This is a genomic window from Mesorhizobium sp. M8A.F.Ca.ET.208.01.1.1, assembly GCF_004791315.1.
GTDB lineage: Bacteria > Pseudomonadota > Alphaproteobacteria > Rhizobiales > Rhizobiaceae > Mesorhizobium.
Window position 1 is genome coordinate 228508 of sequence record NZ_SRUT01000004.1, and the last position, 22776, is coordinate 251283.

The following is a 22776-nucleotide window of genomic DNA, read 5'->3' on the forward strand; positions in this document are numbered from 1 at the left end:
GTCGCCTCAAGAGCGCGCCGCGATGGCCGCCGCGGCACCGGCCATCGTCGTGGCGCTGACGCGGTTGGCGATCTTCATGGCGCGCTTGCTCCTGAGCAGTTTGCGTGCCTGCGAGGCGGCGAGCACCCAGGCGAGATCGATGGCGATCAGCACCACCGCCATGGTCGCCGTCAGTTCGACCCAGCCGACGAGACTGACCGAAGCGAGGTCGATGATGGTCGGCAACAGCGCCAGGTAGAACATCATGATCTTGGGATTGCCGAGCGTGACAGCCATGCCGGCGAAGAAAAGCTTCGCCGGCGAGTCTTCACGCGGCATCTCGCCCTCCTTGGCGTCGACGGGCGCCGTCCACATCTTCCAGGCGAGGTAGGCCAGATAGGCGACGCCAGCCCATTTCACCGCGACGAAAGCGAGATGGAAGGTCTGCGCCACCACGGCGAGCCCGAACACCGCCAGCGAAAGCCAGATGCCTTCGCCGATCCACATGGCAAGCAGGAACGGGAACACGTCGCGAAAGCCCTTCGAAATGACGCGCGCGACAAGTGCCGCGATCGACGGACCGGGCGAACCGGCGGCCACGAACAAGGCGGCGGCGAAGATCAGCAGCGAGGTGAGGTGCATGGCGAGGGTCTCTGTCTGGCAACCTTTGAAACCTGACACTAGCGCAAGCCATCGAGCTGCGGTAGCGCCGACAAAATGACGCTTGTCCGCGCGGCGTCACGCCGCTAGAAGGGCCGCCGCGAAACAATTTCGAGCTTCACTTTGCCTCAGTAACCGCCGGTCTCGTCAACTCCCCCGACACACCTGCATGGCGCCGCATCAGCAGTGCCTGTTTCATTTTTCATGTGTTCCTCTGGGCGGCGGTTCGAGACCGGTTTGGCACTGCTGAACCGCTGTCGCGCGCTTTTCGCCCAGCGACACCCGACTTCACGATCTGCGCAGCCACCCGCCACGCCGCGCCCGCACGGGCATCTCGACATCGCCGACCGGATGAACTTCCCGACGGGAAGGATTTACCGGCATGTCTTCTATCCTGCGCATCCACTGGACGATCGCGCCTAAAATCGCACCGCGCCCATTGATCAACTGCAATCGCTGCGGCGGCGTGAAAGCCTATCGCTGCAGCGGGAAATTCCGCGTCAACGCCAATGGCAAGCGCATCGACGTCTGGCTGATCTATCGTTGCGTCGACTGCGACAATTCCTGGAATTTCGGCATTTTCGAACGCTGCAACCGCCGTGACATCGGGTCGGCGCTTCTCGCGGCGCTCGAGAGCAACGATCCGGAGCTGGCACGTCGCCATGCCTTCGACATCGTCGCCCTGCGCAACCAGGTTGGGCGTGTCGAGGAATTCCCTGATGCCGCCGTGCGCAAACAGGTGATCGGCGGGATGAAGCAGAGCGCGACGGCGCTGGAACTCCGGCTGGGTTTGGAAGTGCCGATATCGCTGAGGCTCGACCGCTTGCTGGCCAGCGAATTCGGCATCTCGCGATCGCGGCTCCAGGCGCTGGAGGAGCGACGGCTGCTGGCCGTTGATCCCGAGGGGGGCAAAGCCCTTCGCAAGCCAGCCCGCGAGGGGACGACGATCCGCGTCAATCTTGCCAGCGAACCAGATCGGCAGGCCATCATCCTGGCCGCTGGGGGATGAAAAAGGGGTGAGGCACCGATGTGCCTCACCCCTTCCGTCAGTTCCGTAAAATGGAAAATTACGCCGCGCCGACCGCCTTCGACGACTTCTCGAAGCGCTTGCGCTCGTTCGGGTCGAGATAGAGCTTGCGCAGGCGAATAGTCTTCGGCGTCACCTCGACCAGCTCGTCGTCCTGGATCCAGGCCAGCGCGCGCTCCAGCGTCATGCGGATCGGCGGGGTGAGCTTGACCGCTTCATCCTTGCCGGCGGCGCGGATGTTGGTCAGCTTCTTGCCCTTCAGCACGTTCACTTCGAGGTCGTTGTCCCTACTGTGGATGCCGATGATCATGCCCTGATAGACCTTGACGCCCGGATCGATGACCATCGGGCCACGGTCTTCCAGGTTCCACATGGCGTAGGCGACCGACTCGCCCTGCTCGTTGGAGATCAGCACGCCGTTGGTGCGGCCGGGCAATTCGCCCTTGTAGGGCTCGTAGGCATGGAACAGCCGGTTCATCACGGCGGTGCCGCGCGTGTCGGTCAACAATTCCGACTGGTAACCGATCAGGCCGCGCGTCGGCGCATGGAAGACGATGCGCTGGCGGTTGCCGCCCGAGGGCCGCAGCTCGACCATTTCGGCCTTGCGCTCCGACATCTTCTGCACGACGACGCCGGCATGCTCCTCGTCGACGTCGATGACGACTTCCTCGACCGGCTCCAGCAATTCGCCGTTCTCGCCCTTCTGCATGACGACGCGTGGACGCGAGACGGCGATTTCGAAGCCTTCGCGGCGCATGGTCTCGATCAGCACGGCGAGCTGCAATTCGCCACGTCCGGAGACGAAGAACGAATCCTTGTCGGGCGATTCCTCGATCTTCAGCGCGACATTGCCTTCGGCCTCGCGCAGCAGCCGGTCGCGGATGACGCGGCTGGTCACCTTGTCGCCTTCGGTACCGGCGAGCGGGCTGTCGTTGACGAGGAAGGACATGGTCACGGTCGGCGGGTCGATCGGCTGCGCATGCAGCGCCTCGGTCACCGCCAGGTCGCAGAACGTGTCGGCGACGGTCCCCTTGGACAGGCCGGCAATGGCAACGATGTCACCTGCCTGCGCCTCTTCGATCGGCTGGCGCTCGAGGCCCCGGAAAGCAAGGATCTTCGAAATGCGGCCGGTTTCGATCTGGGTGCCATCATTGTGCAGCACCTTGACCGCCTGGTTCGACTTCAGCGTGCCGCTCTCGATGCGGCCGGTGATGATGCGGCCGAGGAACGGGTTGGCTTCCAGGATGGTGCCGATCATGCGGAACGGGCCGGGATGAACGGTCGGCGCCGGGACATGCTTGATGACGAGGTCGAACAGCGGCGCAAGCTGCTGGTCCTTCGGGCCTTCGGGATTTTCCGACACCCAGCCGTCGCGGCCCGAACCATAGAGGATCGGGAAGTCGAGCTGCTCGTCGGTGGCATCGAGCGCGGCGAACAGGTCGAACACCTCGTTGACCACCTCGACATGGCGGGCGTCGGGACGGTCGATCTTGTTGATGACGACGATCGGCTTCAAACCGACCTTCAGCGCCTTGCCGACGACGAACTTGGTCTGCGGCATCGGCCCTTCGGCGGCGTCGACCAGCACGATGGCCGAATCCACCATCGAGAGGATGCGCTCGACCTCACCGCCGAAATCGGCGTGGCCGGGGGTGTCGACGATGTTGATGCGGGTGTCCTTCCAGTCGACCGAGGTCGCCTTGGCCAGGATGGTGATGCCGCGTTCCTTTTCGAGGTCGTTGGAATCCATGGCGCGCTCGGCGACGCGCTGGTTGTCTCGGAAAGACCCGGATTGCTTCAAAAGCTGGTCGACCAGGGTGGTCTTTCCATGGTCGACGTGCGCGATGATCGCGATATTACGGAGGTTCATGATTCTGGTCTCGGAAGCGTTGCAGGCAGCAGGCCAAAGGCGCTGCCTCTTTCGGTTGCGCGGCTCATACAGGGTTTTTCGCAGTTGCGAAAGGGGAAGCGCGACACCAAATACTCATCAAATCTTAAGCATCTGCGTGTGAAATGATTTTGTTAACCAAGGCGGGAACCTTTGAGGGCCCGGACAGTTCGAACGTCATGACCGATAAACTCAACCGATTTTGGCCGCTGATCGCGTCCGCCGCCTTTGCCGTCCTGCTGGCGGCCAATGCCGCGCAATCAGCCGCGACGCTGAAGGAAGCGCGTGCCGTCCTGCCGGCTGACGCGCCTTCCGCGCAACAGGCCTTTGCCGACGCGCCCGATGGCGTCGACCCGGTGGTGACCGGCCCGGTCAGCGCCGCCTTCAAGCAGAGACAGGCCAGCGCCAATTGTGATGCGGCGGTTTGGCCCAACATTCCGATGGTCTGCTATCCCGACTGAAAGTTCGCGCCGTTCCGCGAACCTGCCGATCTCCCCCTCGTGGGAAGATCGGCCATTCTGCCTGCCGCCTCAAGCCGGCTGCGGTTCCGGATCGAAAGCCGGCCGGCTGGTGTTGATCAGGAGCGAAATACAGGCGGCGGCGATCGCCGTCATGCCGGCAATCAGGAACGCCAGTTCGTAATTGCCCTGCAGTTCGCGCATCGTACCGCCGAAGGCGGCGGCGGTGGCGGCACCCACCTGGTGACCGGCGACGATCCAGCCGAACACGATCGGCCCGCTACGGTCGCCGAAGGCTTCGTTGGCGAGCCGCAGCGTCGGCGGCACGGTGGCGATCCAGTCGAGACCGTAGAGCACCGCGAAGATGATCAGGCTGGTCGCCGAGAAGCCGGAATAGGGCAGGTAGATGAGCGAGAGACCACGCACCGCGTAGTAGACGCCAAGCAGTTTGCGCGGGTCGTAACGGTCGGTGAGCCATCCTGACAGCGTCGTGCCGATCAGGTCGAAAATGCCCATCATCGACAACAGGCCGGCCGCTTGCACCTCCCCGATGCCCATGTCGCCGCAGAACGCGATCAGATGTGTGCCGACGAGACCGTTGGTGGTGAAGCCACAGACGAAGAAGGTGGCGAACAGGTACCAGAACACCCGCGTGCCGGCGGCCCGGCGCAACGTGTTGAGCGTATGCGCCAGGAAGTTGCCTTGTGACGCGGGCGAAGTCGGCGGCACATCATCCGCCTCTGCGCCATAACGCACCATGCCGATCGAGGCCGGGCGCTCCGGCACCAGCAGCCAGACCAGAGGGATCAACGCCGCGGTCGCGATCGCGACGGCGATGACGACAGGCTGCCAGCCGCCTGCCTGCGCAAGCGAGGCGATCAGCGGCAGGAAAATCAGCATGCCGGTGGCACTGGAGGCCGACATCAGCCCCATGACAAGGCCGCGATTGGTCTTGAACCAGCGGTTGACGATGGTGGCACCCAGCACGCTGGCGACGGCGCCGGATCCGATGCCGGAAAAAACGCCCCAGGTGATGAACAGATGCCAGGGCTTGGTCATCAGCAGGCTGAGCCCGGTCGAAGCCGACATCACCACCAGCGACGCAAGCAGCGTGCGGCGCAGCCCGATGCGTTCCATCAGCGCCGCGGCGAACGGACCGGTCAGCCCATAGAGCAGGATGCCTACGCCTGCGGCCAATGAAATGACGTCGCGCCGCCAGCCGAAGCTGTTTTCCAGCGGCAGCATCATGACGGACGGCGCGGAGCGCAGGCCGGCCGCGATCAGCAGGCAGAGGAAGATGACGCCAACCACGACGAAAGCGTAGCGCTGGCCAAACGGACGGGATTGAGCTATCATGTTACTGACCGGTACGTTGCAAGGTGGGAGTATGTATACGTACCGATCGGTAACATTGTCAATCGAGTCCCATGATGCCAAGCGACAAAAATATTGAACTGACCATCAGCGACGGTCATGCGTCGGCGCCACCCAAGGCCGCCAAGAAGATCCTCGACGTGGCCTATGACCTGTTCTACCGGCGAGGTATCAGGGCGATCGGTGTCGACGAGATCGTCAAGCGCGCCGGCGTCACCAAGCCGAGCCTCTATCGCAGCTTTCCCTCCAAGGACGAACTGGCCGCCTCCTACCTCAGGCAATACGATCTTGAATACTGGGAGCGTTTCGATGAGGCGGTTGCCGCCAATCCCGGGGACCCTCGTGCGCAGATCAAGGCTTTCCTGACCCGCATCGGCAAGCGAACGCAGGTGGCGGACTATCGCGGCTGCGGCATGACCAATGCGGCGGTCGAATATCCCGACCACAGCCATCCGGCCCGCGTCGTCAGCGAGGCCAACAAGCAGGAATTGCGCCGCCGCCTGCGCGCCATGGCGGCTGCGATGGGCGCGCATGATCCTGACGCGCTGGGCGACGGGCTGCTGCTGCTCATCGAAGGCGCCTATATCAGCGGCCAGCTGTTCGGCCTCGGCGGACCGGCACAGTCGGTCGCCCGCAACGCCGACCTGCTGATCGAGGCGAGCTTGAAGAAATAGCGATTGGCGATACGCTGGGACGACCGCCAACGGAGATCCCCGCGATGCGCAGCCTGTTGATCCCGCTCATCCTCGCCGGCCTCTGCCAGGCGGCACAAGCCGGCGAGATATCCAGCGCCTACACCGACCTCGACTGGAAGAAGGACTGCGTGACCTATGCGCAGGCCGAGCAGGGCGACGGCGATTGGGCCGACCTCGCCTGCTCCGGCTATCGCGGCTATTCCGTGCTGATCGGATATGACGACGCCCGCGAATCGCTGTTCTACGGTTTTCCGCCCGGCGGCGACATGACGTCCGCCTGGGAAAGTTTTTCGGCCTTCAATTCGTCCGGGGCCAAGGTCGAGTGGCGCATCGAAACCAATGGCGACAAGGCGGTGCCATTCGCGGTCATCCACCGCCGCTCGATCAGCAATCCCGAGGACGAGACCAGGAAGACCGAGGTGCTGCTCGTCGCCAAGGTCGCCCAGATGGACGCCCGTGACGGCTGCACCGTCGGCCTGGTGCTGGCCACCGGCAACCCTACCGCCAACGACCAGGCGCGCAAGATCGCCGACGAGAAGGCGAAAGGCTTCGCCTGCGGCAAGGACAAGCGCGTGGTGATCGGCGACGTGCCGGCTTTCGGCCGGGTTGATAACTGACCGCTCGAGCTACTTGCTCGCCTTTGCCCGTGCAACCGCGTCGATGATCATCCTCTTGGCGTATTTGGAATCGTGCCAGCCTTCGATCTTGACCCATTTGCCGGGCTCGAGATCCTTGTAGTGCTCGAAGAAGTGTTGCACCTGCTGGCGCGTGATGTCGGGCAGCTGCGTGTATTCGGTGATGTTCTCGTAGCGCAGTGTGAGCTTCGGTGACGGCACCGCGATGATCTTCTCGTCCTGGCCGGCATTGTCTTCCATGATCAGCACGCCGATCGGCCGCACATTGATGACGCAGCCCGGCACCAGCGCACGCGTGTTGCAAACCAGCACGTCGATCGGGTCGCCGTCGCCCGACAGCGTGTGCGGCACGAAGCCGTAATTGCCGGGGTAGCGCATCGAGGTGTGCAGGAAGCGGTCGACGAACAGCGTGCCGGCCTCCTTGTCCATCTCGTACTTGATCGGCTCGCCGCCGATCGGCACCTCGATGATGACGTTGACGTCCTCAGGCGGATTCTTTCCAGTGGCTATGGCTTCGATGCGCATGGCTTTTGTCCCTCTCTCGATTGGCAGGAGATAGCGGGCGGCGCAAAATGGTGCAATGCGGCGAATGGTGCTTACATGCATCCGGCGGGACGCGATGGCGTTCGGCGCGTTCAATCATCGGCACAAGATGTTTCAGCGTCGTGATTTACGTGAGCCCGGGACTTCGCCTTCCGCGATCGTGCCCGGCAGTCACTCCCAGACGAAGGCGACCTTCTTCAGCGCCTTCTGCTCGAAAATCTCGACCCCTTCGGCGATGTCGCGTCCGCCGGCACCTGCGTAGAAGGCGAGTGCGTTCTGGTTGTCTTCCAGCGCCCACACCACCATGCCCTTCAGCCCATGGTCGGCAAGCCGCGCCCTGGCCGCTGAAAACAGCCGCCTGCCCAGCCCGATGCCCTGATATTCCGGGCGCAGGTACAATTCGTAGATCTCGCCTTGCTGCTTGAGCTCCTTGGCGCGGTTCTTGCCGATCGTCGCATAGCCGGCAATCGTGCCGCCGATCTCGACGACCAGCACGGTCGCCGCGCGGCGTATGGCATTCGCCCACCAGTCGGTTCCCCGGCGGTTGATCATCGACGTCAGCGTGCGGTGCGGAATGATTCCGCTATAGGCGCCGCGCCAGGCTTCCAGGTGCACCTCGGCAATGGCGCCGGCATCGCGCGGGTCTGCCTTCCGAATGTCGATCGTCAGCGTATTCATGATTTGTTAACCATAAACCCGCATCGGCCGATTGCAAGAGTCCGGGCGGCCCGCCAACCGCTTTCTCACAGCCGATCCTGACATTGCCGACATTGGATAAGGCCCGTCCCGAAATGGGCTTGATCGGCAAGGTGGCGTCTGCTGGCAGACTTAGATTTCGACCAGATGGTCGTCCAGTTCGTTGGGATCGCCCGGCGTAACAGGGAAATGCTCGGCCAGCACCGCCCCCACCTGCTCGATCGCCCTGACGAAGCCGTCGGCGAGCCGGTCGTCGCCGGCACGGCCGGTCAGGTCACGCACCACTCCGTCCCAGACATGTTGGCCGGCCTTGGCGTCGATGCCTGAATCGGCGACCACCTCGGCGTAGCGCTCGGCGATCGAGACGAAGATCAGCACGCCGGTGCGCGCCGTGGTGCGGTGAACGTTGCGGGCGAGGAACTGCTTGACCGCGTTGGCGTGCGCGGCCTGATAGCGCAGCCTGCGTGGCACCATATGGATACGCAGGCCGGGCAGCGTCCATAGCAGGGCCAGCACGCAGGCCAGCGCCAGCAATTCGGCAATGACGAAATGCGGCAGGCGTATGGTGAGCCACCAGGCTTCCAGCCCGTAGGCGACGGCAAGGCTGACGATCAGCATGCCGAGCGTCGCCATCAGCGCGGCGGGGGCGAAATAACCGTCGCTGGCATGCGCCACGACGCAATAGATCTCGCCATCGGTTTGCGCTTCGGCGGCGCGGATCGTAGCGGCGACGCGCTCATGATCCTGCGGGCTGATCGGTCGTGTTGCCATGATCTTGTCTCACCAGCTTCCTGAAGAACCGCCACCGCCGGACGAGCCGCCGCCACCCGAAAACCCGCCGCCGCTGCTGCTTGACCCCGAGGACCAGCCGCCGCCGGAACCGCCCGAGGACCAACCGCCGCCCGACGACCCTGTCGTCCAGCCGCTGCCGCCGGTGGATCCGCCTGCTCCCTGACCGTAACGAAACGTCATGCCCAGCCATCTATACACGCCCGGCGACAGCTTCGTGCCGAACATCGGCGGCAGGAATGCCATTGCCAGGCCACCGAAGAACATTGTCGCCCAAAGGATCAGGAACACGGCGACGATCGGGTCCATGGGAGTGCTGCTGTCGGCGGGATTGCGCTTGCCGCGCGCCTCAAGTTCCTCCGGATTGCCTTCCAGCACCATGATCATGTCGTCGACGGCCTTGGAGATACCGCCCGGGAAATCGCCGGCGCGGAACGCCGGCACCATGTCGTTCTCGATAATCAGCTTGGTGTGCAGATCGGTCAGTGTGCCTTCCAGCCCATAGCCGACCTCGATGCGCATCTTGCGGTCGTTTGGCGCGACCAGGAGCAGGACGCCGTTGTTCTCCTTGGCCTGGCCGAGCTTCCAGAAGCGGAACAGCCGGTTGGCGTAGGGTTCGATCTCCTCGCCGCCGAGGCTGGGGATGGTGGCGACGACGATCTGGTCCGAGCCCTTGGTTTCGAAATCGGCGAGTTTTTGGGTCAGTGCCGCCTTGGTCGCGGCATCGATGATACCGGCATTGTCGACGACGCGGCCGGTGAGGGCTGGAAGGTCGGCGGCCACGGCGGCGATCGAGGCAAGCAGCAGGGACGCCAGGGTGATTAGGGCCAGGCGCAATCCCGTGGCGCATCGGCCGGGCATCGATGGGACGGCGGCTCTTACCATGGCCTACCAGCTTCCCGAGGAGCCGCCGCCGCCGGACGAACCGCCGCCGCCCGAAAAGCCGCCACCCCCGCCACCCGAAGACCAGCCGCCGCCGGAGCTTCCGGACGACCAGCCGCCCCCCGATGAGGACCGCCGGTGCGGCTCGAAGGTCATGCCCAGCCAGCGATAGCGTCCGGGCCCGAGCTTCTGGCCGAAGATCGGCGGCAGGACCGAGGCCGCGATGCTGCCGAAGAAAATGATCGCCCAGATGCTGATGAAGACGGCGAAGAACAGGTCGTCGGCATTGAACGGAGCCTGCTCGTTGCGCTTGCCGCGCGCCTCCAACTCCTCCGGATTGCCCTCCAACACCATGATCATGTCGTCGACGGCCTTGGAGATACCGCCCGGGAAATCGCCGGCACGGAACGCCGGCACCATGTCGTTTTCGATGATCAGCTTGGTGTGCAGGTCGGTCAGCGTGCCTTCGAGCCCATAGCCGACCTCGATGCGCATCTTGCGATCGTTCGGCGCGACCAGGAGCAGGACGCCGTTGTTCTCCTTGGCCTGGCCGAGCTTCCAGAAGCGGAACAGCCGGTTGGCGTAGGGTTCGATCTCCTCGCCGTCGAGGCTGGGGATGGTGGCGACGACGATCTGGTCCGAGCCCTTGGTTTCGAAGGCGGCGAGTTTTTGGGTCAGCGCCGCACGTGTGCCGGCATCGATGATGCCGGCATTGTCGACCACGCGGCCGGTGAGCGCCGGCAGATCGGCGGCGAAGGCGCTTAGGGGGAGGAGAAGAAAACCGAGAAGAAACCCAAGAAGAGTGAGGTACGCGCGAGGCGCCCCTCTCTGTCCTGCCGGACATCTCCCCCACGAGGGGGGAGATCGGCGGCTTGACCGCCGGCTCTCCCTTTTAGGCGTTGGAGATTGGCGAAAGCCAACGCGACATGTGATCTCCCCACTCGTGGGGGAGATGTCCGGCAGGACAGAGGGGGGCGCCACGGAACGCAATGCTTTCAGGCCCCGCGAAACAATGGCCCACTCACCCGCCCTGCTTCGTGCCGAAATCGACCTTCGGCGGCTGCATCTTGTCCTCGTCGACGGTGAAGTTGGCGAACGGCTCGCTGCCGCGGAACCAGAAGGTCGCCCACAGCACCGACGGGAAGGTCTTCAGCGTCAGATTGTAGTCCCTGACGGCCTGGATGTAGTCGCGCCGCGCCACCGCGATGCGGTTTTCGGTGCCTTCGAGCTGTGCCTGCAGCGCCAGGAAATTTTGATTGGCCTTGAGGTCGGGATAGGCCTCCGAAACCGCGATCAGCCGCGACAGTGCGCTGGTCAGCCCTGCCTGGGCATCCTGGAACTTCTTGAGCGCTTCCGGATCCTTCAGCGTTTCCGGCGTCACCGTGATCTGCGTCGCCTTGGCGCGCGCCTCGACCACCGCGTCGAGCGTGTCCTTTTCATGCGAAGCATAGCCTTTGACCGTCTCGACCAGATTGGGAATGAGATCGGCGCGGCGTTGATACTGATTCAACACCTCGCTCCATGCCGCCCTGGCGTTTTCTTCCGCTGTCGGGATGGTGTTGTAGCCACAGCCAGCAAGCAGCGGCAGCACGATTGCCATCATCAGGAAGGCGGGCAGCGTGCGGAATGTCGATGGTCGGGCAAGGCGCTGGGCAAGCATGATGGGGTTCCCTCGATAGAAGTTGCAGGCGAAGCATTACCACAATCGGCGCGCAAGAAAACGGCCTCGACCTCTGGAACAGGCTCTGCGTGAATCGGGCCCGCGCAAGGCCCTGTGATTGGGTCCGCGAACGCGATAAGGTCCGATCAGAACGGGACATCAACATGGCGCAACGCCAGAACAGCGACAGCGAATCGCGCCGTATCCTCCAGCGCGTCGCGCAGGAGACCGATCCGGCCGGCAACTCTTTCGTGGCACGGACGACGAAAGGCATGCGCGACCACGTCTCCGCGGCCGACGCCGATCGCACGGATCCGATCGAAGTCTGGGGTACGCGCGTTGGCCGGATACTCGGACTGCTTCTGGCGCTGGGCCTGATGGTCTGGCTCGTGCTTTTCCTCACCCGGGACAGCTAGGAATCAAGAAACAATGAGCGCCGAAAAAGCCGACGCGCCGAGCGCGGTCATCGTCATTTCCAGCCATGTCGCCCGTGGCTCCGTCGGCAACCGCGCCGCCGTCTTCGCGCTGGAGACCTTGGGCTTTCCGGTGTGGGCGGTGCCGACAATCATCCTGCCCTGGCATCCCGGACATGGCCGCGCCACCCGCATCGTGCCGCCGCTCGACCAGTTCAAGGCGCTGATGGCCGATCTGGAGCGCGCGCCGTGGCTGGGTGAAGTCGGCGCCGTGCTCTCCGGTTACCTCGGCGAGGCCGGCCAGGCCGAGGCGGTCGCCTCGCTGGTCGCCGCGGTCAAGGCCAGGACGCCCGACGCCGTCTATATCTGCGATCCGGTGATGGGTGATTCCGGCGGCCTCTATGTGCCCGAGCCCACCGCCGCCGCCATGCGCGACCGCCTGATGCCGATCGCCGACATCGCCACCCCCAACCGCTATGAGCTGGAATGGATGGCCGGCGCGCCGCTGCCCGACTTGAAATCGGTGATCTCGGCGGCGCTCCATGCCGGACCGTCGACCATGCTGGTCACCTCGGCACCGGCGATGATTTCAGGCGGCACCGGCAATTTGCTGCTCGACGGCACCCAGGCGCTGCTCGCCGAACACCGCCTGATCGACAAGCCGCCGAACGGCCTGGGCGACCTGACGGCCGCCGTCTACCTGGCGCGCATCCTGTCCGGTCAGCCGGCGATCAAGGCGCTGCAGTCGACCACGGCGGCGGTCTACGAGATCCTGGCGCGCACGGCCAAGCGCGGCGGCGACGAATTGCAGCTCGAAACCGATGCGCAGAGCCTGTCGCACCCGATGGCCATGGTCCAGCTTCGCCACCTGACGCATCCGGGGCGGGACCGCCGGGCGTGACCCCCGCCGAAATCGTGCTCGTCGGCGCCGATGGCTGCAAGGCCGGCTGGATCGCCGTGCTGCACGAACCCGGTTCGACACCTCGTGACGCCAGCCCCGCGCCTTCGGTCGATGTCTTCCCCACCTTCGCCGCCCTGCTGGCGGCGATCCCCGATGACGCGATCGTCGCCGTCGACATGCCGATCGGCTTGCCGGAATTTTCGCAAAAGGGCGGGCGCGGACCGGAAGCGCTGGTGCGGCCGCTGCTCGGCGCGCGCCAGTCCAGCGTCTTTTCGATCCCGTCCCGCGCCGCGCTCTATGCCGACACCTGCGGCTTCACCACGATCGAAGCCTGGTACGCCGCGCATCGCAGCGCAAGCGAGGTGGCCAGGACCACATCCGATCCACCGCGCGGCGTCTCGATCCAGGCCTTCGGCATCTTCTCGAAAATCCGTGAGATCGACACACTGCTGATCGCGCGGCCCGAACTGCGCGGCCGCGTCTTCGAATCGCATCCGGAAGTCGCCTTCTGCCGCCTGAATGGCGACCAGGCCATGCTGTTGCCGAAGAAGATCAAGGGCAGTGTCAACCCGGCCGGCATGGCGGAGCGCAAGGCACTGCTTTGCCGGCATGGCTATGAAATGGATTTCCTCGACCAGCCGCCGCCACGTGGTGCGGCCGCCGACGATTTCCTCGATGCGGCGGCGATGGCGCTGATCGCCGGCCGCATCGCCAGCGGCAAAGCAAAACCGTTTCCCGACCCGCCGCTCGCTGACGGTTTTGGCATACCGGTCGCCATCTGGGCATGACAATGTCGGCGGGCGTCACGCTTTTGGCGCATGGCATTTATGGCCAGCCCCTACAATTCTGCATTGCTCGTAGCGGGCTTTTGCCGTTAGAGCCTTTCCTCGACCGCAACGTATCGGCCCGAAAGCCGGAATCGGCTTTCGGAAAGCACGATGCGTAAACAAAATAGCAGAGCTGCCGCCTCCAACCCGGAAAGGCCTTAGCCGCCCATGCCTCATCTTCCCGAACACCTCCTCGCCGGCTACCGCAATTTCATGAACGGCCGCTACCTGACGGAGAGCGGCCGCTATCGCGAGCTCGCCCGCGAAGGCCAGGCGCCCGAGACCATGATCGTCGCTTGCTGCGACTCGCGATCCGCGCCCGAGGCGATCTTCGACGCCGGCCCCGGCGAACTCTTCGTGCTGCGCAATGTCGGCAATCTGGTGCCGCCTTACGAGCCGGACGGCGAGTTCCATTCGACTTCGGCGGCACTCGAATTCGCGGTGCAGAGCCTCAAGGTCAAGAACATCGTCGTCATGGGCCACGGCCGCTGCGGCGGCATCCGCGCCGCGCTCGACCCCAATTCCGCGCCGCTGTCGCCCGGCGACTTCATCGGCAAGTGGATGAGCCTGATCGCGCCCGCCGCCGAGACGGTGTCGGCCAGCACCTTCATGACGGCGACGGAGCGCCAGACGGCACTCGAGCGCATCTCGATCCGCTATTCCCTCGCCAATCTCAGGACCTTTCCCTGCGTCTCGATCCTCGAAGGCAAGGGGCGGCTGTCGCTGCACGGAGCCTGGTTCGACATTTCGACCGGCGAGCTCTGGGTGATGAACAAGGAAACCGGCGATTTCGAGCGCCCGGTGCTGGAATGACCGGTACGGCGCGCCAGGCGATGAGCGTCCGGCCGGTCGTTTTCGCGGCCGCCGCACTGCTGATGGCGATCGTTGCCGCTCGCGCCGATGACCGCGCCGTCATCAGCCGCTGGTATTCGGCGCTGCTGGTCGCCGATCGCACCGAGTTGTCGGACCTGCTCGCCGACGACGTCCGCATCAAGCTCGACGACCTCGGCGTCGTCCAGAGCAAGCGGGAGTTCATCGCTTCGCTCGACGAATGGAAAGGCGCAGTTGCCGGTGCTGCTATCCGGCACCGCATCGAGAAGAGCGAGGGCGGGGTCACCACCGTGATCGCCTGCTACGATTTCCCCGACAATGACATGCTGATGCAGGAAACCTTCGCGGTGAGCAACAACCGCATCACCGCCAGCTCGCAAGCCGCGATCGCCGAAAACTGCGAGGGCTACTGAGGCGGATCGGCCAACTGGCATATTGCGGGCCCGCGGGCCACGCCCTACATCGGTGACACCCTCCTTCTGATGCCAGCGAAAGACCCTCCATGCCCTCTCCGAAAGCCGTCGATCTCGCCGCCCATCCGTTGACCGCGTGGCGAGGACCGCTCGGCCTGCCCGATTTTGCCCATATTGGCGACGGTGATTTCTCCCCTGTCTTCGACGCCGCGCTGAAGGCGCATGAGGCCGAGATCGACGCGATCGCCACCAACAAGGATGCGCCGACCATCGACAACACGCTTGCCGCGCTGGAACTGGGCGGCGAGGCGCTCGATCACGTCTCGTCGATCTTCTGGTGCCGCGCCGGCGCCTTCACCAACGAGACGATCCAGGCGCTGGAGCGCGACATTTCGCCGAAAATGTCGAGGCACTTCTCGGCGATCTCGATGAACGAAAAACTGTTTGCCCGCATCGACGACCTCTATCAGCGCCGCGAGAGCCTGAAGCTCGATCCCGAGACGCTGCGCGTCCTGGAGAAGACCTGGAAAGGCTTCGTCCGTTCCGGCGCCAAGCTCGACGCCGACGGCAAGAAGCGGTTGGCGACAATCAGCGAGGAGCTGTCGTCGCTCGGCACGACTTTCGGTCAGAACGTGCTGGCCGACGAGCGCGACTGGGCGCTCTTCCTCGACGAGGCCGACCTCGCCGGGCTGCCGGATTTCGTGAAAAGCTCGATGGCCGAGGCCGCCGAGATACGTGGCCAGAAGGGCCGCTACGCCGTCACCCTGTCGCGCTCGATCTACGAGCCGTTCACCACCTTCTCCGAGCGCCGCGACCTGCGCGAGATCGCCTTTCGCGCCTTCACCATGCGCGGCCAGAACGGCGGTGCGTCCGACAACACGACCGTGGTGCGCGACATGCTGAAACTGCGGGCCGAGAAGGCGAAGCTGCTCGGCTATGCCTCCTTCGCCGCGCTCAAGCTCGACGATACCATGGCCAAGACACCGAAGGCGGTGCATGCGCTGCTCGACCCGGTCTGGGAAAAGGCGCTGGAAAAAGCCGCCGCCGACCAGAAGGAATTGGAGCGGCTGGCGGCCGAAGCCGGCAGCAACGAAAAATTCGCCGCCTGGGACTGGCGCTTCTACCAGGAGAAGCTGCGCGCGGAAAAGTTCGCCTTCGATGAGGCCGAACTCAAACCCTACCTGCAGCTCGACCGCGTCATCGACGCCTGCTTCGACGTGGCGACGCGGCTGTTCGGCATCACGTTCGAGGAAAAGAAGGGTATTGCCGCCTGGCACCCGGACGCGCGTGTCTTCGTGGTGAAAAACGCCGACGGCAGCGAGCGCGGCCTGTTCCTGGCCGACTATTTCGCGCGGCCCTCGAAACGCTCCGGCGCCTGGATGAGCGCGCTGAAGTCCGGTTATAAGCTCGGCCACGGCGCGAAGCCGGTGATCTACAACGTCATGAACTTCGCCAAGCCGCCGGCGGGCGAACCGGCCCTGCTGTCGGTCGACGAGGCGAAGACCTTGTTCCACGAATTCGGCCATGCGCTGCATGGCATGCTGACCGACGTCACCTGGCCATCGGTTTCCGGAACCTCGGTCAGCCGCGACTTCGTCGAACTGCCCTCGCAGCTTTACGAGCACTGGTTGACGGTGCCGGCGGTGCTGGAAAAGCATGCATTGCATGTCAAGACCGGCAAGCCGATGCCGAAGGCGCTGCTCGACAAGATGCTGGCCGCGCGCACTTTCGGCGCCGGCTTCGCCACGGTCGAGTTCACCGCCTCCGCCTTGATCGACATGGCCTACCATGCACGGCCCGACGCGCCGGAACAGCCGCTTCGTTTCGAGGGCGAAACATTGGAAAAGCTCGACATGCCCGACACGATCGCGATGCGCCATCGCACCCCGCATTTCGGCCATGTCTTCTCGGGCGACGGTTACTCGGCCGGCTACTATTCCTACATGTGGTCGGAGGTGCTCGACGCCGATGCCTTCGCCGCCTTCGAGGAGACCGGAGACCCCTTCAACCCGGCGCTTGCCGAGCGGCTGAGGAAGCCGGCGGCTCGAAGGATCCCGAAGAGCTGTACACGGCGTTTCGCGGCAAGATGCCTTCGCCCGACGCGATGATGATGAAGCGCGGGCTGGTTTAGAGCTGATAATCTCCCCCCTCGAGGGGGAGATGGCCGCGAAGCGGCCAGAGGGGGTCGGTCCGACCGGACGCGGCCTCCTGCGGATGAAGGTTGGCGCTTCACGTGAGGCGACCCCCTCTGTCGCCTTTGGCGACATCTCCCCCTCAAGGGGGGAGATCGGCAGCGTCACACCTTCCACGGATCCTTCACCCTCGGCCACACCGGCCGTGTCAGCTTCCTGTAATCGGTCACCGCAGGATTGCTCGGATAGGAACTCGGCGCCGAGACATAGATGATCTCGGCGCCGATCGGTTCGAAGCCGGCATAAAAGTGGTTGGTCGACTTGATCAGCAGCATGTCCTTGGCCAGCGGATCGACGCCGATGTTGGAGAAAATGTCCGGCTCGAAAGTCTGCGTGCGATTGGTGTTGAGGATCACGTCGACCTCGGTGCCTTCGATGCGCACCACCGCTGACGGTCCCAATGTCACGCGGCTCGGCCCGAAACTCTGCCAGCTTTCGCTGACAGCCTTCAGCACCTTGACGCGCGCGTCGATCGGCTCACCCGCTTGAGGCCCGGCCTTGCCGCCGAAACGCAGGTCTATGACAGCGCCCTCGCCGGCTGCCAGGCAGAAGGTCACCGCTATCGGATCCCAGATCGTCGCCACGCCAAGCTTGTCGAGGCCGCGCGCCAGCATCTGGCGCAGCACGAAGGTGCCGTCGCCGGGAACGCCGCCGCCGGGATTGTCCCAGACGTCGGCGATGACCACGGGCTTGCCGGGATTCCCGGCACGTACGGCCAGCGCCCGGTCGATGCCGTCGGCGGCATCAAGCATCGTCATCGCTGTCTTTTCGCGCATGGCATAGAGTTCGCGCCCCAGCCGCTCGGCCAGCGCATCGCCCCTGGCCTTGTCATCGTCGGTGACGACCAGGATGCGCGTGCCCATTTCCGGCACGTCGGCGGCCATGAAGCCGTGGATGACCGAGACCGACAGCACGCCGTCCTTGCCGTGTAGCGCCTTGATGCGGTCGACGAAGGAGCGCATCGGCTCGCGGCTGGTCGGCAGCACCTGGATCATGCGGCAGTCGAAGGTCGAGATGACGGGCTTGATCTCGCCACGCGCCGCGGCAAGCCCGAGTTCGACGACGTGTTTGCCGCGCTCGTAGAAATCGGTGTGCGGGAATTCGAGGAAATAGGCCATGATGTCGGACGCCGCCACGCGCTTGGGCGTCAGATGGCTGTGCGGATCGAACTCGCAGGCGATCACCACGCCAGGCCCAATGATGCCGCGCACGCGCTCCAGCAGGTCGCCCTCGCAGTCGTCATAGCCTTGCGCCACCATGGCGCCATGCAGGCCCAGCATGACGGCATCGACCGGCAGGGCAGCCTTGAGCTGGCCGAGGATTTCGTCGCGCAGCGCCTCATAGGTCTGCCGCTGCACGAGACCGCCGGGCTCGGCCCAGGTCGCGGTGCCTTCGATCACGGTGAGACCTTCCGCGGCCGCGCGGCGGCGCAGCGCCACGATCGGCGAAGAGCACAGGGTCGGCGTTTCCGGATGCTTGCCCGGACCGGCATAGAAAGCCATCTCGAACGAGGCCCGGTCTGTCGGCACCGGCGAGAAGGTGTTGGTTTCCGTCGCCAGCGAGGCGGTGAAGATACGCATGAAAGCTCCGTGGACTTCTTGTTTTTTCGCAATTCCGCGCGGAAAACCGCTGGGAACTTTTCCTGAATTGCTGGAATGCTATTTGACCGCCCCGAGCGCCAGCCCCCGGACGAGATAACGCTGCAGCCAAATGAACAGAATCGCCACCGGCAAGGTGGCCAACAGCGTCGCCGCCATGACGTGATGCCATTCGATCGTGTAGCGGCCAGCGACCAGCGAGAACACCTGGATCGGCAGCGTGTAGCTCTCCTGGCTGCGCAGCATGGTCAGCGCCACGACGAACTCGTTCCAGGCGTTGATGAAGGTGAAGATCGCCGTCACCGCGATCGCCGGCAGGCAAAGCGGCAGGAACACTTTTCGCAAGGTCAGCCAGCGCCCGGCCCCTTCCATCCAGGCCGCCTCCTCGAGGTCACGCGGAATGGTGTCGAAATAGCTCTGCAGCATCCACACGGTGAAGGCGACGTTGAAGGCCATGTAGATGAAGCCGAGCGCCGTGGTGCTCTCGACCAGCCCCCAGGCGGCCATCAGCCGGAACAGGCCGAGCACCAGCACGATCGGTGAGATCATCTGCGAGATCAGCAGGAACTGGCGGAAGGCGCCGTAGCCGGCGAAGCGGAAGCGCGACATCGCGTAAGCCGCGGGCACCGAGATTAAGATGGCGCCGACGGTAGCGATCACCGAGACGTAGAGCGAATTGGCAAGCGCCTGGCCGAAGCCGGTCGCCACCCACATGTCGGAAAAATTCGACCAGCGGAACTCGCTCGGCCACCAGGTGGGTGTCAGCACTTCGGTCCGAGGCTTCACCGCTGTCAGGAACATCACCGCGAAGGGAAAGATCGTCACCACGATCAAAGGCGCCAGCAGCAGCCACGCGATGGCGGTACGCTTCAGTTTGCTGCTCATGCGCGCTGCTCCCGCATGGCGAGGCGCACATAGATCATGGTGAAGACCAGCAATATGGCGAACATCACCAGCGACACCGCCGACGCCTCGCCCAGCTTGCCGATGCGGAAGGCGAGCTTGTAGAGGTGGGTCACCAGGATGTCGGTCGAATTGGCCGGCCCGCCCTGCGTCATCACCCAGATGATTGGGAACGAATTGAAGACGTAGATCGTGTTGAGCACGATGGCGATGTTGATGAACGGTTTCAGCAGCGGAAAGGTGATCTCGCGGAACTGCTGCAGCGGCGTTGCCCCCTCCAAGGCGGCCGCCTCGTAGAGATCGTCCGGGATCGACGACAGGCCGCCGAGGAAGATCGTCGTGGTGAACGGCACCGTCACCAATATGCCGATCAGCACCTGCATCGGAAAGGCGGTTCCGGCCTGTGCCAGCCATTGGATGTTGTGGTCGATCAGGCCGAGCCCGATCAGCGCCGAATTCAGCATGCCACTTTCGCCGCTCAGCGCCCAGCGCCAGACCACCGCCGTCATGGTCAACGACACCGCCCAAGGCAGCATGATGATGACGCGCGCAAGGCCACGGCCATAGAAATCGGTGTTGAGGATCATCGCCACCGGGATCGAGACCAGCAGCGCGCCGCCGACCACCAGCACCGTCCACAGCCCGGTACGCCAGAGGGCCGCGATGAAATCGGGATCGGCGGTGAGCGCGGCGAAATTGGTCAGGCCGCTGAACTCCCGCAACTGGCCAAACCGATTGACGTCGTGCGTCGCGATCTGGATCAGGTCCCAGACCGGCCAGAAAATGACCACCGCAGCCAGGAACAGGCTGGGCAGGGTCAGGAGATAGGGCAGGAAGCGATTTTGCATCGGCTGGTTTGTACCGCTTTGCGAGGCATCAGTAGCGCTGGTTGGCCAACAGACCTGTTCTTCCCAGGCGCCCGGTTTCGAACTCTTTCCCGCCGTCGGCGCCGCCCCTCACCTGCCTGCCGGCATCCTCTCCCCGTATAGTGACGGGGAGAGGGGGTGCTTTCGTCACCGCTTTCGCCAGTCACCAGCGTCCAAGAAGGGCGCCGAGATTGCGACCAGCCCTTTCTCCCCGTCACTATACGGGGAGAAATGCCCGGCAGGGCAATGAGGGGCGGCGCTGACATTGGAGAGCAGCCGAACACTTCTAGAAGTGTGGCGCGCCCCGCCTGAGTCGGGGGCGCGCCACGGGCGCAGGGAGACACGCCCTATTTCTTGAACACGGCCCTATTTCTTCAGCACCGCATTGGCCTTGACTGCCGCCTCCTTCAAGCCTGCCTCGGGGTCGCCGCCGAGATAGATCTTCTGCATGGCGTCCGAGGTGATCTGGGCGACTTCTTCCCAGCCCGGGATGATCGGCGCGAAACGGGCATCCGGCAGCAGTGCGGTAAAGGCGGCGAGATCGGCGTTGTTGACGTAATAGTCCATCTTGGCCTCTTCCTTGTTCACCGGCAGGAAGCCTTCGCCTTGCGTGAACTTGGCGCGCTGCTCCGTGGTGAACAGGAAGTCCATCAGCTTCCAGGCCTCATCCTTGTTCTTGGAGTTCTTGAACATGATCATGGAATCGGTGACGCCATAGGTGCCGCGCGCGCCGGTCGGCCCGGCCGGAATGGCGGCCACGCCGTATTTGAGGCTCGGCGCCTCATCCTTGATCTGGTTGGACAGGAAGGGCGCGGTGATCATCATGCCGACCTTGCCCTGCTTGAACAGGTTCTGCACGTCCTCACGGTTGTTGGAGGTGACGCCGGGCTCCGTCAGCCCCTCGTCGATCATCGACTTGTAGAGCTTGGCGGCTTCGAGCGCGCCCGGCGTGCCGAGGCCCGACGTGCCGTCCTTGTTGAGGATCTCGGTGCCCTGCGACCACATGGCGTAGTAGTAGTAGACGTCGGTCTCGATCTCCTTGCCCTGCAGGCCGAAACCGAAGGCACCCTGCGCCTTGATCTTGCGGGCATCCTCCTGCAGTTCGGTCCAGGTTGCCGGCGGCTTGGCGATGCCGGCCTTCTCGAACAACTCCTTGTTGTAATACATGGCGCGCGCCGAAGCGGCGATCGGCAACCCATAGGTCTTGCCGCCCATGATCGAGGGCGACAGGAAGGTGTCGATGAAGCGGCCCTTGAATTCGGGCGTGATATAGCTGTCGAGCGGCTCGGCGACATCCTGCTGGACGAAGTCGATCAGCCAGCGCGTGCCGATGATGGAGAGATCAGCATTGGTGCCGGCGGTGATGTCGGTGGTCAGCTTCTGCAGGAGCACATCCCACGGCACCACCTCGAACTTGACGGTGATCCCGGGATTCTTCGCCTCGAACTCTTTCTTGACCTCTTCGAAGTAGGGGCCGGTCTTGGCGCTGTATTCGGCGACGGTAACCCGCACTTCGCCAGCTTCTGCCTGCGCCGCGAAGGCCAGAATGCCCATTCCGGCCATCAGGCCGGCAGTCCATTTCGCAAGGTTCATCTGATCTCTCCCATTTGGTCCACGCTTTTGCGCTCCCTGTGCCGGTGCTGACACAAGATTTATGTGACTTTCCTACATTATCGATGAATTTGCCGCATGCAAGCGGATTATGATGTTGCTTAATTACATTCCATTCTTTAGCCTGCCGGCATCTGCCTGACCTGCCGGAGGAGCAAGCGCCGTGGTTTCGAGAGCCGAATTCGAAGGCAGGACGGTCGTCATCACCGGCGCCGGTGGCGGCCTTGGCTCCGCGATCGCCGCACTGCTGGCCGGCAGGGGCGCACGGGTGGTCGGCTGCGACCAGTCCGAGGAGGCGCTGGCGAGCCCGCACCTTGCCTCGCGTCATGTCTTCGATCTTCTCGACCGGGCCTCGGTCGAAGCCGCGGTCGCCGCAGTGCTCGAAAAGGACGGCGTCCCCGACATTGTGATCAACAATGCCGGCTGGACGCGCGCCGAGACGCTCGATGCGCTGACGGCGGACAGGATCGAGCATGAACTCGACCTCAACCTGACCGGCGTGATGATTTTCGCCGATCCCATTGCCAAGGCGATGGCCGCGCGCGGTTCGGGCAGCGTCGTCTTCATTTCGTCCGTCAACGCCATCGCGCATTTCGGCAACCCCGCCTATGCCGCTGCCAAGGCCGGCATCAACGCCTATGCCAAATCGATCGCCGTCGAGCTCGGCCGCAGCGGCGTGCGCGCCAATGTGGTCTGCCCCGGATCGATCCGCACCGCCGCCTGGGACCATCGCCTCGCCAAGAACCCCGACATAATCGGCAAGCTGCAGCGGCTCTATCCGCTCGGCCGCATCGTCAACGCCTCGGAAGTGGCCGAAGCGGTGGCTTTCCTTGCCTCCGACCGGGCCTCGGGCGTAACAGGCGTGGTGATGCCCGTGGACGCGGGATTGACCGCCGGCTGCCTGCCGTTCATCGACGACATATTGGGAGCGTGAC

23 protein-coding genes and 1 pseudogene are annotated in these 22776 nt (G+C 64.2%); 11 read left to right on the forward strand and 13 right to left on the reverse strand.

Annotated features, from left to right (window positions below; all coding sequences use genetic code 11):
* Positions 1–6 precede the first annotated feature (6 nt).
* Positions 7–621 carry a LysE family translocator gene (locus EN851_RS20565; protein ID WP_127278719.1) on the reverse strand — a complete coding sequence of 205 codons (615 nt, stop codon included), beginning with the start codon at positions 619–621 and terminating at the stop codon, positions 7–9.
* Positions 622–1021: 400 nt separating this feature from the next.
* On the opposite strand from EN851_RS20565, the gene EN851_RS20570 reads away from it, so the two are divergent.
* On the forward strand, positions 1022–1648 hold the full coding sequence (locus EN851_RS20570; RefSeq protein ID WP_135929949.1) for a DUF1062 domain-containing protein: 627 nt from the start codon (positions 1022–1024) through the stop codon (positions 1646–1648).
* Positions 1649–1706: 58 nt separating this feature from the next.
* Here EN851_RS20570 and typA read toward each other — a convergent pair whose 3' ends face one another.
* The gene (gene typA / locus EN851_RS20575; RefSeq protein WP_027145159.1) at positions 1707–3536 is read right to left on the reverse strand and encodes a translational GTPase TypA; all 1830 of its coding nucleotides are present in this window, start codon (positions 3534–3536) and stop codon (positions 1707–1709) included.
* A gap of 197 nt (positions 3537–3733) precedes the next feature.
* Between typA and EN851_RS20580 the strand changes: the two genes are divergently transcribed.
* Positions 3734–4015 (forward strand): hypothetical protein, encoded by a 282-nt coding sequence (locus tag EN851_RS20580; protein ID WP_245464393.1) that lies wholly within the window; start codon positions 3734–3736, stop codon positions 4013–4015.
* A 69-nt stretch (positions 4016–4084) separates the two neighbouring features.
* Here EN851_RS20580 and EN851_RS20585 read toward each other — a convergent pair whose 3' ends face one another.
* A complete protein-coding gene (locus tag EN851_RS20585) occupies positions 4085–5368 on the reverse strand; it encodes an MFS transporter (RefSeq protein WP_167531439.1) in 1284 nt (427 codons plus the stop codon).
* Positions 5369–5442: 74 nt separating this feature from the next.
* Between EN851_RS20585 and EN851_RS20590 the strand changes: the two genes are divergently transcribed.
* Positions 5443–6060 carry a TetR/AcrR family transcriptional regulator gene (locus EN851_RS20590; RefSeq protein WP_135929950.1) on the forward strand — a complete coding sequence of 206 codons (618 nt, stop codon included), beginning with the start codon at positions 5443–5445 and terminating at the stop codon, positions 6058–6060.
* Positions 6061–6104: 44 nt separating this feature from the next.
* Positions 6105–6698: a hypothetical protein gene (locus tag EN851_RS20595; protein WP_127278723.1), complete on the forward strand. Its 594-nt coding sequence runs from the start codon at positions 6105–6107 to the stop codon at positions 6696–6698.
* Positions 6699–6707: 9 nt separating this feature from the next.
* On the opposite strand, the gene ppa is transcribed toward EN851_RS20595, so the two are convergent.
* From ppa to EN851_RS20630, 6 genes are all read right to left on the reverse strand, one after another.
* On the reverse strand, positions 6708–7241 hold the full coding sequence (gene ppa / locus EN851_RS20600; protein ID WP_127278724.1) for an inorganic diphosphatase: 534 nt from the start codon (positions 7239–7241) through the stop codon (positions 6708–6710).
* Positions 7242–7430: 189 nt separating this feature from the next.
* Positions 7431–7937 carry a GNAT family N-acetyltransferase gene (locus EN851_RS20605; protein WP_127278725.1) on the reverse strand — a complete coding sequence of 169 codons (507 nt, stop codon included), beginning with the start codon at positions 7935–7937 and terminating at the stop codon, positions 7431–7433.
* Positions 7938–8087: 150 nt separating this feature from the next.
* Entirely contained in the window at positions 8088–8726 is a 639-nt protein-coding gene (locus EN851_RS20610) for a TPM domain-containing protein (RefSeq protein WP_135929951.1), read from the reverse strand.
* 9 nt (positions 8727–8735) lie between these two features.
* Entirely contained in the window at positions 8736–9605 is an 870-nt protein-coding gene (locus EN851_RS20615) for a YgcG family protein (protein WP_245520790.1), read from the reverse strand.
* Positions 9606–9632: 27 nt separating this feature from the next.
* Positions 9633–10370, reverse strand: a complete 738-nt coding sequence (locus EN851_RS20620; protein ID WP_335930843.1) for a YgcG family protein — start codon at positions 10368–10370, stop codon at positions 9633–9635.
* Positions 10371–10647: 277 nt separating this feature from the next.
* Entirely contained in the window at positions 10648–11286 is a 639-nt protein-coding gene (locus tag EN851_RS20630) for a LemA family protein (protein ID WP_135929953.1), read from the reverse strand.
* A gap of 164 nt (positions 11287–11450) precedes the next feature.
* Here EN851_RS20630 and EN851_RS20635 point away from each other — a divergent pair, with 164 nt between their 5' ends.
* The 6 genes and pseudogenes from EN851_RS20635 to EN851_RS20660 all read left to right on the forward strand — a co-directional run bounded on the left by EN851_RS20635 (position 11451) and on the right by EN851_RS20660 (position 16802).
* Positions 11451–11702 carry a hypothetical protein gene (locus EN851_RS20635; protein WP_135921688.1) on the forward strand — a complete coding sequence of 84 codons (252 nt, stop codon included), beginning with the start codon at positions 11451–11453 and terminating at the stop codon, positions 11700–11702.
* Positions 11703–11715: 13 nt separating this feature from the next.
* On the forward strand, positions 11716–12600 hold the full coding sequence (pdxY, locus tag EN851_RS20640) for a pyridoxal kinase PdxY (protein WP_135929954.1): 885 nt from the start codon (positions 11716–11718) through the stop codon (positions 12598–12600).
* Positions 12597–13388, forward strand: coding sequence for a DUF429 domain-containing protein (locus EN851_RS20645; protein WP_135929955.1), 792 nt, complete (start codon positions 12597–12599; stop codon positions 13386–13388). Before pdxY ends, EN851_RS20645 begins: the two co-directional genes overlap by 4 nt.
* Positions 13389–13595: 207 nt before the next feature.
* Positions 13596–14240, forward strand: coding sequence for a carbonic anhydrase (locus EN851_RS20650; protein ID WP_023771805.1), 645 nt, complete (start codon positions 13596–13598; stop codon positions 14238–14240).
* A complete protein-coding gene (locus tag EN851_RS20655; RefSeq protein WP_135929956.1) occupies positions 14237–14671 on the forward strand; it encodes a nuclear transport factor 2 family protein in 435 nt (144 codons plus the stop codon). Before EN851_RS20650 ends, EN851_RS20655 begins: the two co-directional genes overlap by 4 nt.
* Before the next feature lie 89 nt (positions 14672–14760).
* Positions 14761–16802 (forward strand): annotated as a pseudogene (locus EN851_RS20660) (M3 family metallopeptidase).
* 165 nt (positions 16803–16967) lie between these two features.
* Here the strand turns inward: EN851_RS20660 and EN851_RS20665 are convergent.
* The 4 genes from EN851_RS20665 to EN851_RS20685 all read right to left on the reverse strand — a co-directional run bounded on the left by EN851_RS20665 (position 16968) and on the right by EN851_RS20685 (position 21823).
* The gene (locus tag EN851_RS20665) at positions 16968–18443 is read right to left on the reverse strand and encodes a M81 family metallopeptidase (protein ID WP_135929957.1); all 1476 of its coding nucleotides are present in this window, start codon (positions 18441–18443) and stop codon (positions 16968–16970) included.
* A gap of 78 nt (positions 18444–18521) precedes the next feature.
* Positions 18522–19346, reverse strand: coding sequence for a carbohydrate ABC transporter permease (locus EN851_RS20670; RefSeq protein WP_127277072.1), 825 nt, complete (start codon positions 19344–19346; stop codon positions 18522–18524).
* Complete coding sequence (locus EN851_RS20675; RefSeq protein WP_127277074.1) at positions 19343–20212, reverse strand: sugar ABC transporter permease; 870 nt, start codon at positions 20210–20212, stop codon at positions 19343–19345. The genes EN851_RS20670 and EN851_RS20675 overlap by 4 nt, the downstream gene beginning before the upstream one ends.
* Before the next feature lie 384 nt (positions 20213–20596).
* Positions 20597–21823: a sugar ABC transporter substrate-binding protein gene (locus tag EN851_RS20685; RefSeq protein ID WP_127277076.1), complete on the reverse strand. Its 1227-nt coding sequence runs from the start codon at positions 21821–21823 to the stop codon at positions 20597–20599.
* A gap of 181 nt (positions 21824–22004) precedes the next feature.
* On the opposite strand from EN851_RS20685, the gene EN851_RS20690 reads away from it, so the two are divergent.
* Entirely contained in the window at positions 22005–22775 is a 771-nt protein-coding gene (locus EN851_RS20690) for an SDR family oxidoreductase (protein WP_135883248.1), read from the forward strand.
* Position 22776: the final 1 nt, after the last annotated feature.

Coding starts and splice junctions, on each gene's coding strand:
- EN851_RS20565 (WP_127278719.1), bottom strand. CDS start 621: ATGCACCTCACCTCGCTGCTGATCTTCGCCGCCGCCTTGTTCGTGGCC.
- EN851_RS20570 (WP_135929949.1), top strand. CDS start 1,022: ATGTCTTCTATCCTGCGCATCCACTGGACGATCGCGCCTAAAATCGCA.
- typA (WP_027145159.1), bottom strand. CDS start 3,536: ATGAACCTCCGTAATATCGCGATCATCGCGCACGTCGACCATGGAAAG.
- EN851_RS20580 (WP_245464393.1), top strand. CDS start 3,734: ATGACCGATAAACTCAACCGATTTTGGCCGCTGATCGCGTCCGCCGCC.
- EN851_RS20585 (WP_167531439.1), bottom strand. CDS start 5,368: ATGATAGCTCAATCCCGTCCGTTTGGCCAGCGCTACGCTTTCGTCGTG.
- EN851_RS20590 (WP_135929950.1), top strand. CDS start 5,443: ATGCCAAGCGACAAAAATATTGAACTGACCATCAGCGACGGTCATGCG.
- EN851_RS20595 (WP_127278723.1), top strand. CDS start 6,105: ATGCGCAGCCTGTTGATCCCGCTCATCCTCGCCGGCCTCTGCCAGGCG.
- ppa (WP_127278724.1), bottom strand. CDS start 7,241: ATGCGCATCGAAGCCATAGCCACTGGAAAGAATCCGCCTGAGGACGTC.
- EN851_RS20605 (WP_127278725.1), bottom strand. CDS start 7,937: ATGAATACGCTGACGATCGACATTCGGAAGGCAGACCCGCGCGATGCC.
- EN851_RS20610 (WP_135929951.1), bottom strand. CDS start 8,726: ATGGCAACACGACCGATCAGCCCGCAGGATCATGAGCGCGTCGCCGCT.
- EN851_RS20615 (WP_245520790.1), bottom strand. CDS start 9,605: ATGCCCGGCCGATGCGCCACGGGATTGCGCCTGGCCCTAATCACCCTG.
- EN851_RS20630 (WP_135929953.1), bottom strand. CDS start 11,286: ATGCTTGCCCAGCGCCTTGCCCGACCATCGACATTCCGCACGCTGCCC.
- EN851_RS20635 (WP_135921688.1), top strand. CDS start 11,451: ATGGCGCAACGCCAGAACAGCGACAGCGAATCGCGCCGTATCCTCCAG.
- pdxY (WP_135929954.1), top strand. CDS start 11,716: ATGAGCGCCGAAAAAGCCGACGCGCCGAGCGCGGTCATCGTCATTTCC.
- EN851_RS20650 (WP_023771805.1), top strand. CDS start 13,596: ATGCCTCATCTTCCCGAACACCTCCTCGCCGGCTACCGCAATTTCATG.
- EN851_RS20655 (WP_135929956.1), top strand. CDS start 14,237: ATGACCGGTACGGCGCGCCAGGCGATGAGCGTCCGGCCGGTCGTTTTC.
- EN851_RS20665 (WP_135929957.1), bottom strand. CDS start 18,443: ATGCGTATCTTCACCGCCTCGCTGGCGACGGAAACCAACACCTTCTCG.
- EN851_RS20670 (WP_127277072.1), bottom strand. CDS start 19,346: ATGAGCAGCAAACTGAAGCGTACCGCCATCGCGTGGCTGCTGCTGGCG.
- EN851_RS20675 (WP_127277074.1), bottom strand. CDS start 20,212: ATGCAAAATCGCTTCCTGCCCTATCTCCTGACCCTGCCCAGCCTGTTC.
- EN851_RS20685 (WP_127277076.1), bottom strand. CDS start 21,823: ATGAACCTTGCGAAATGGACTGCCGGCCTGATGGCCGGAATGGGCATT.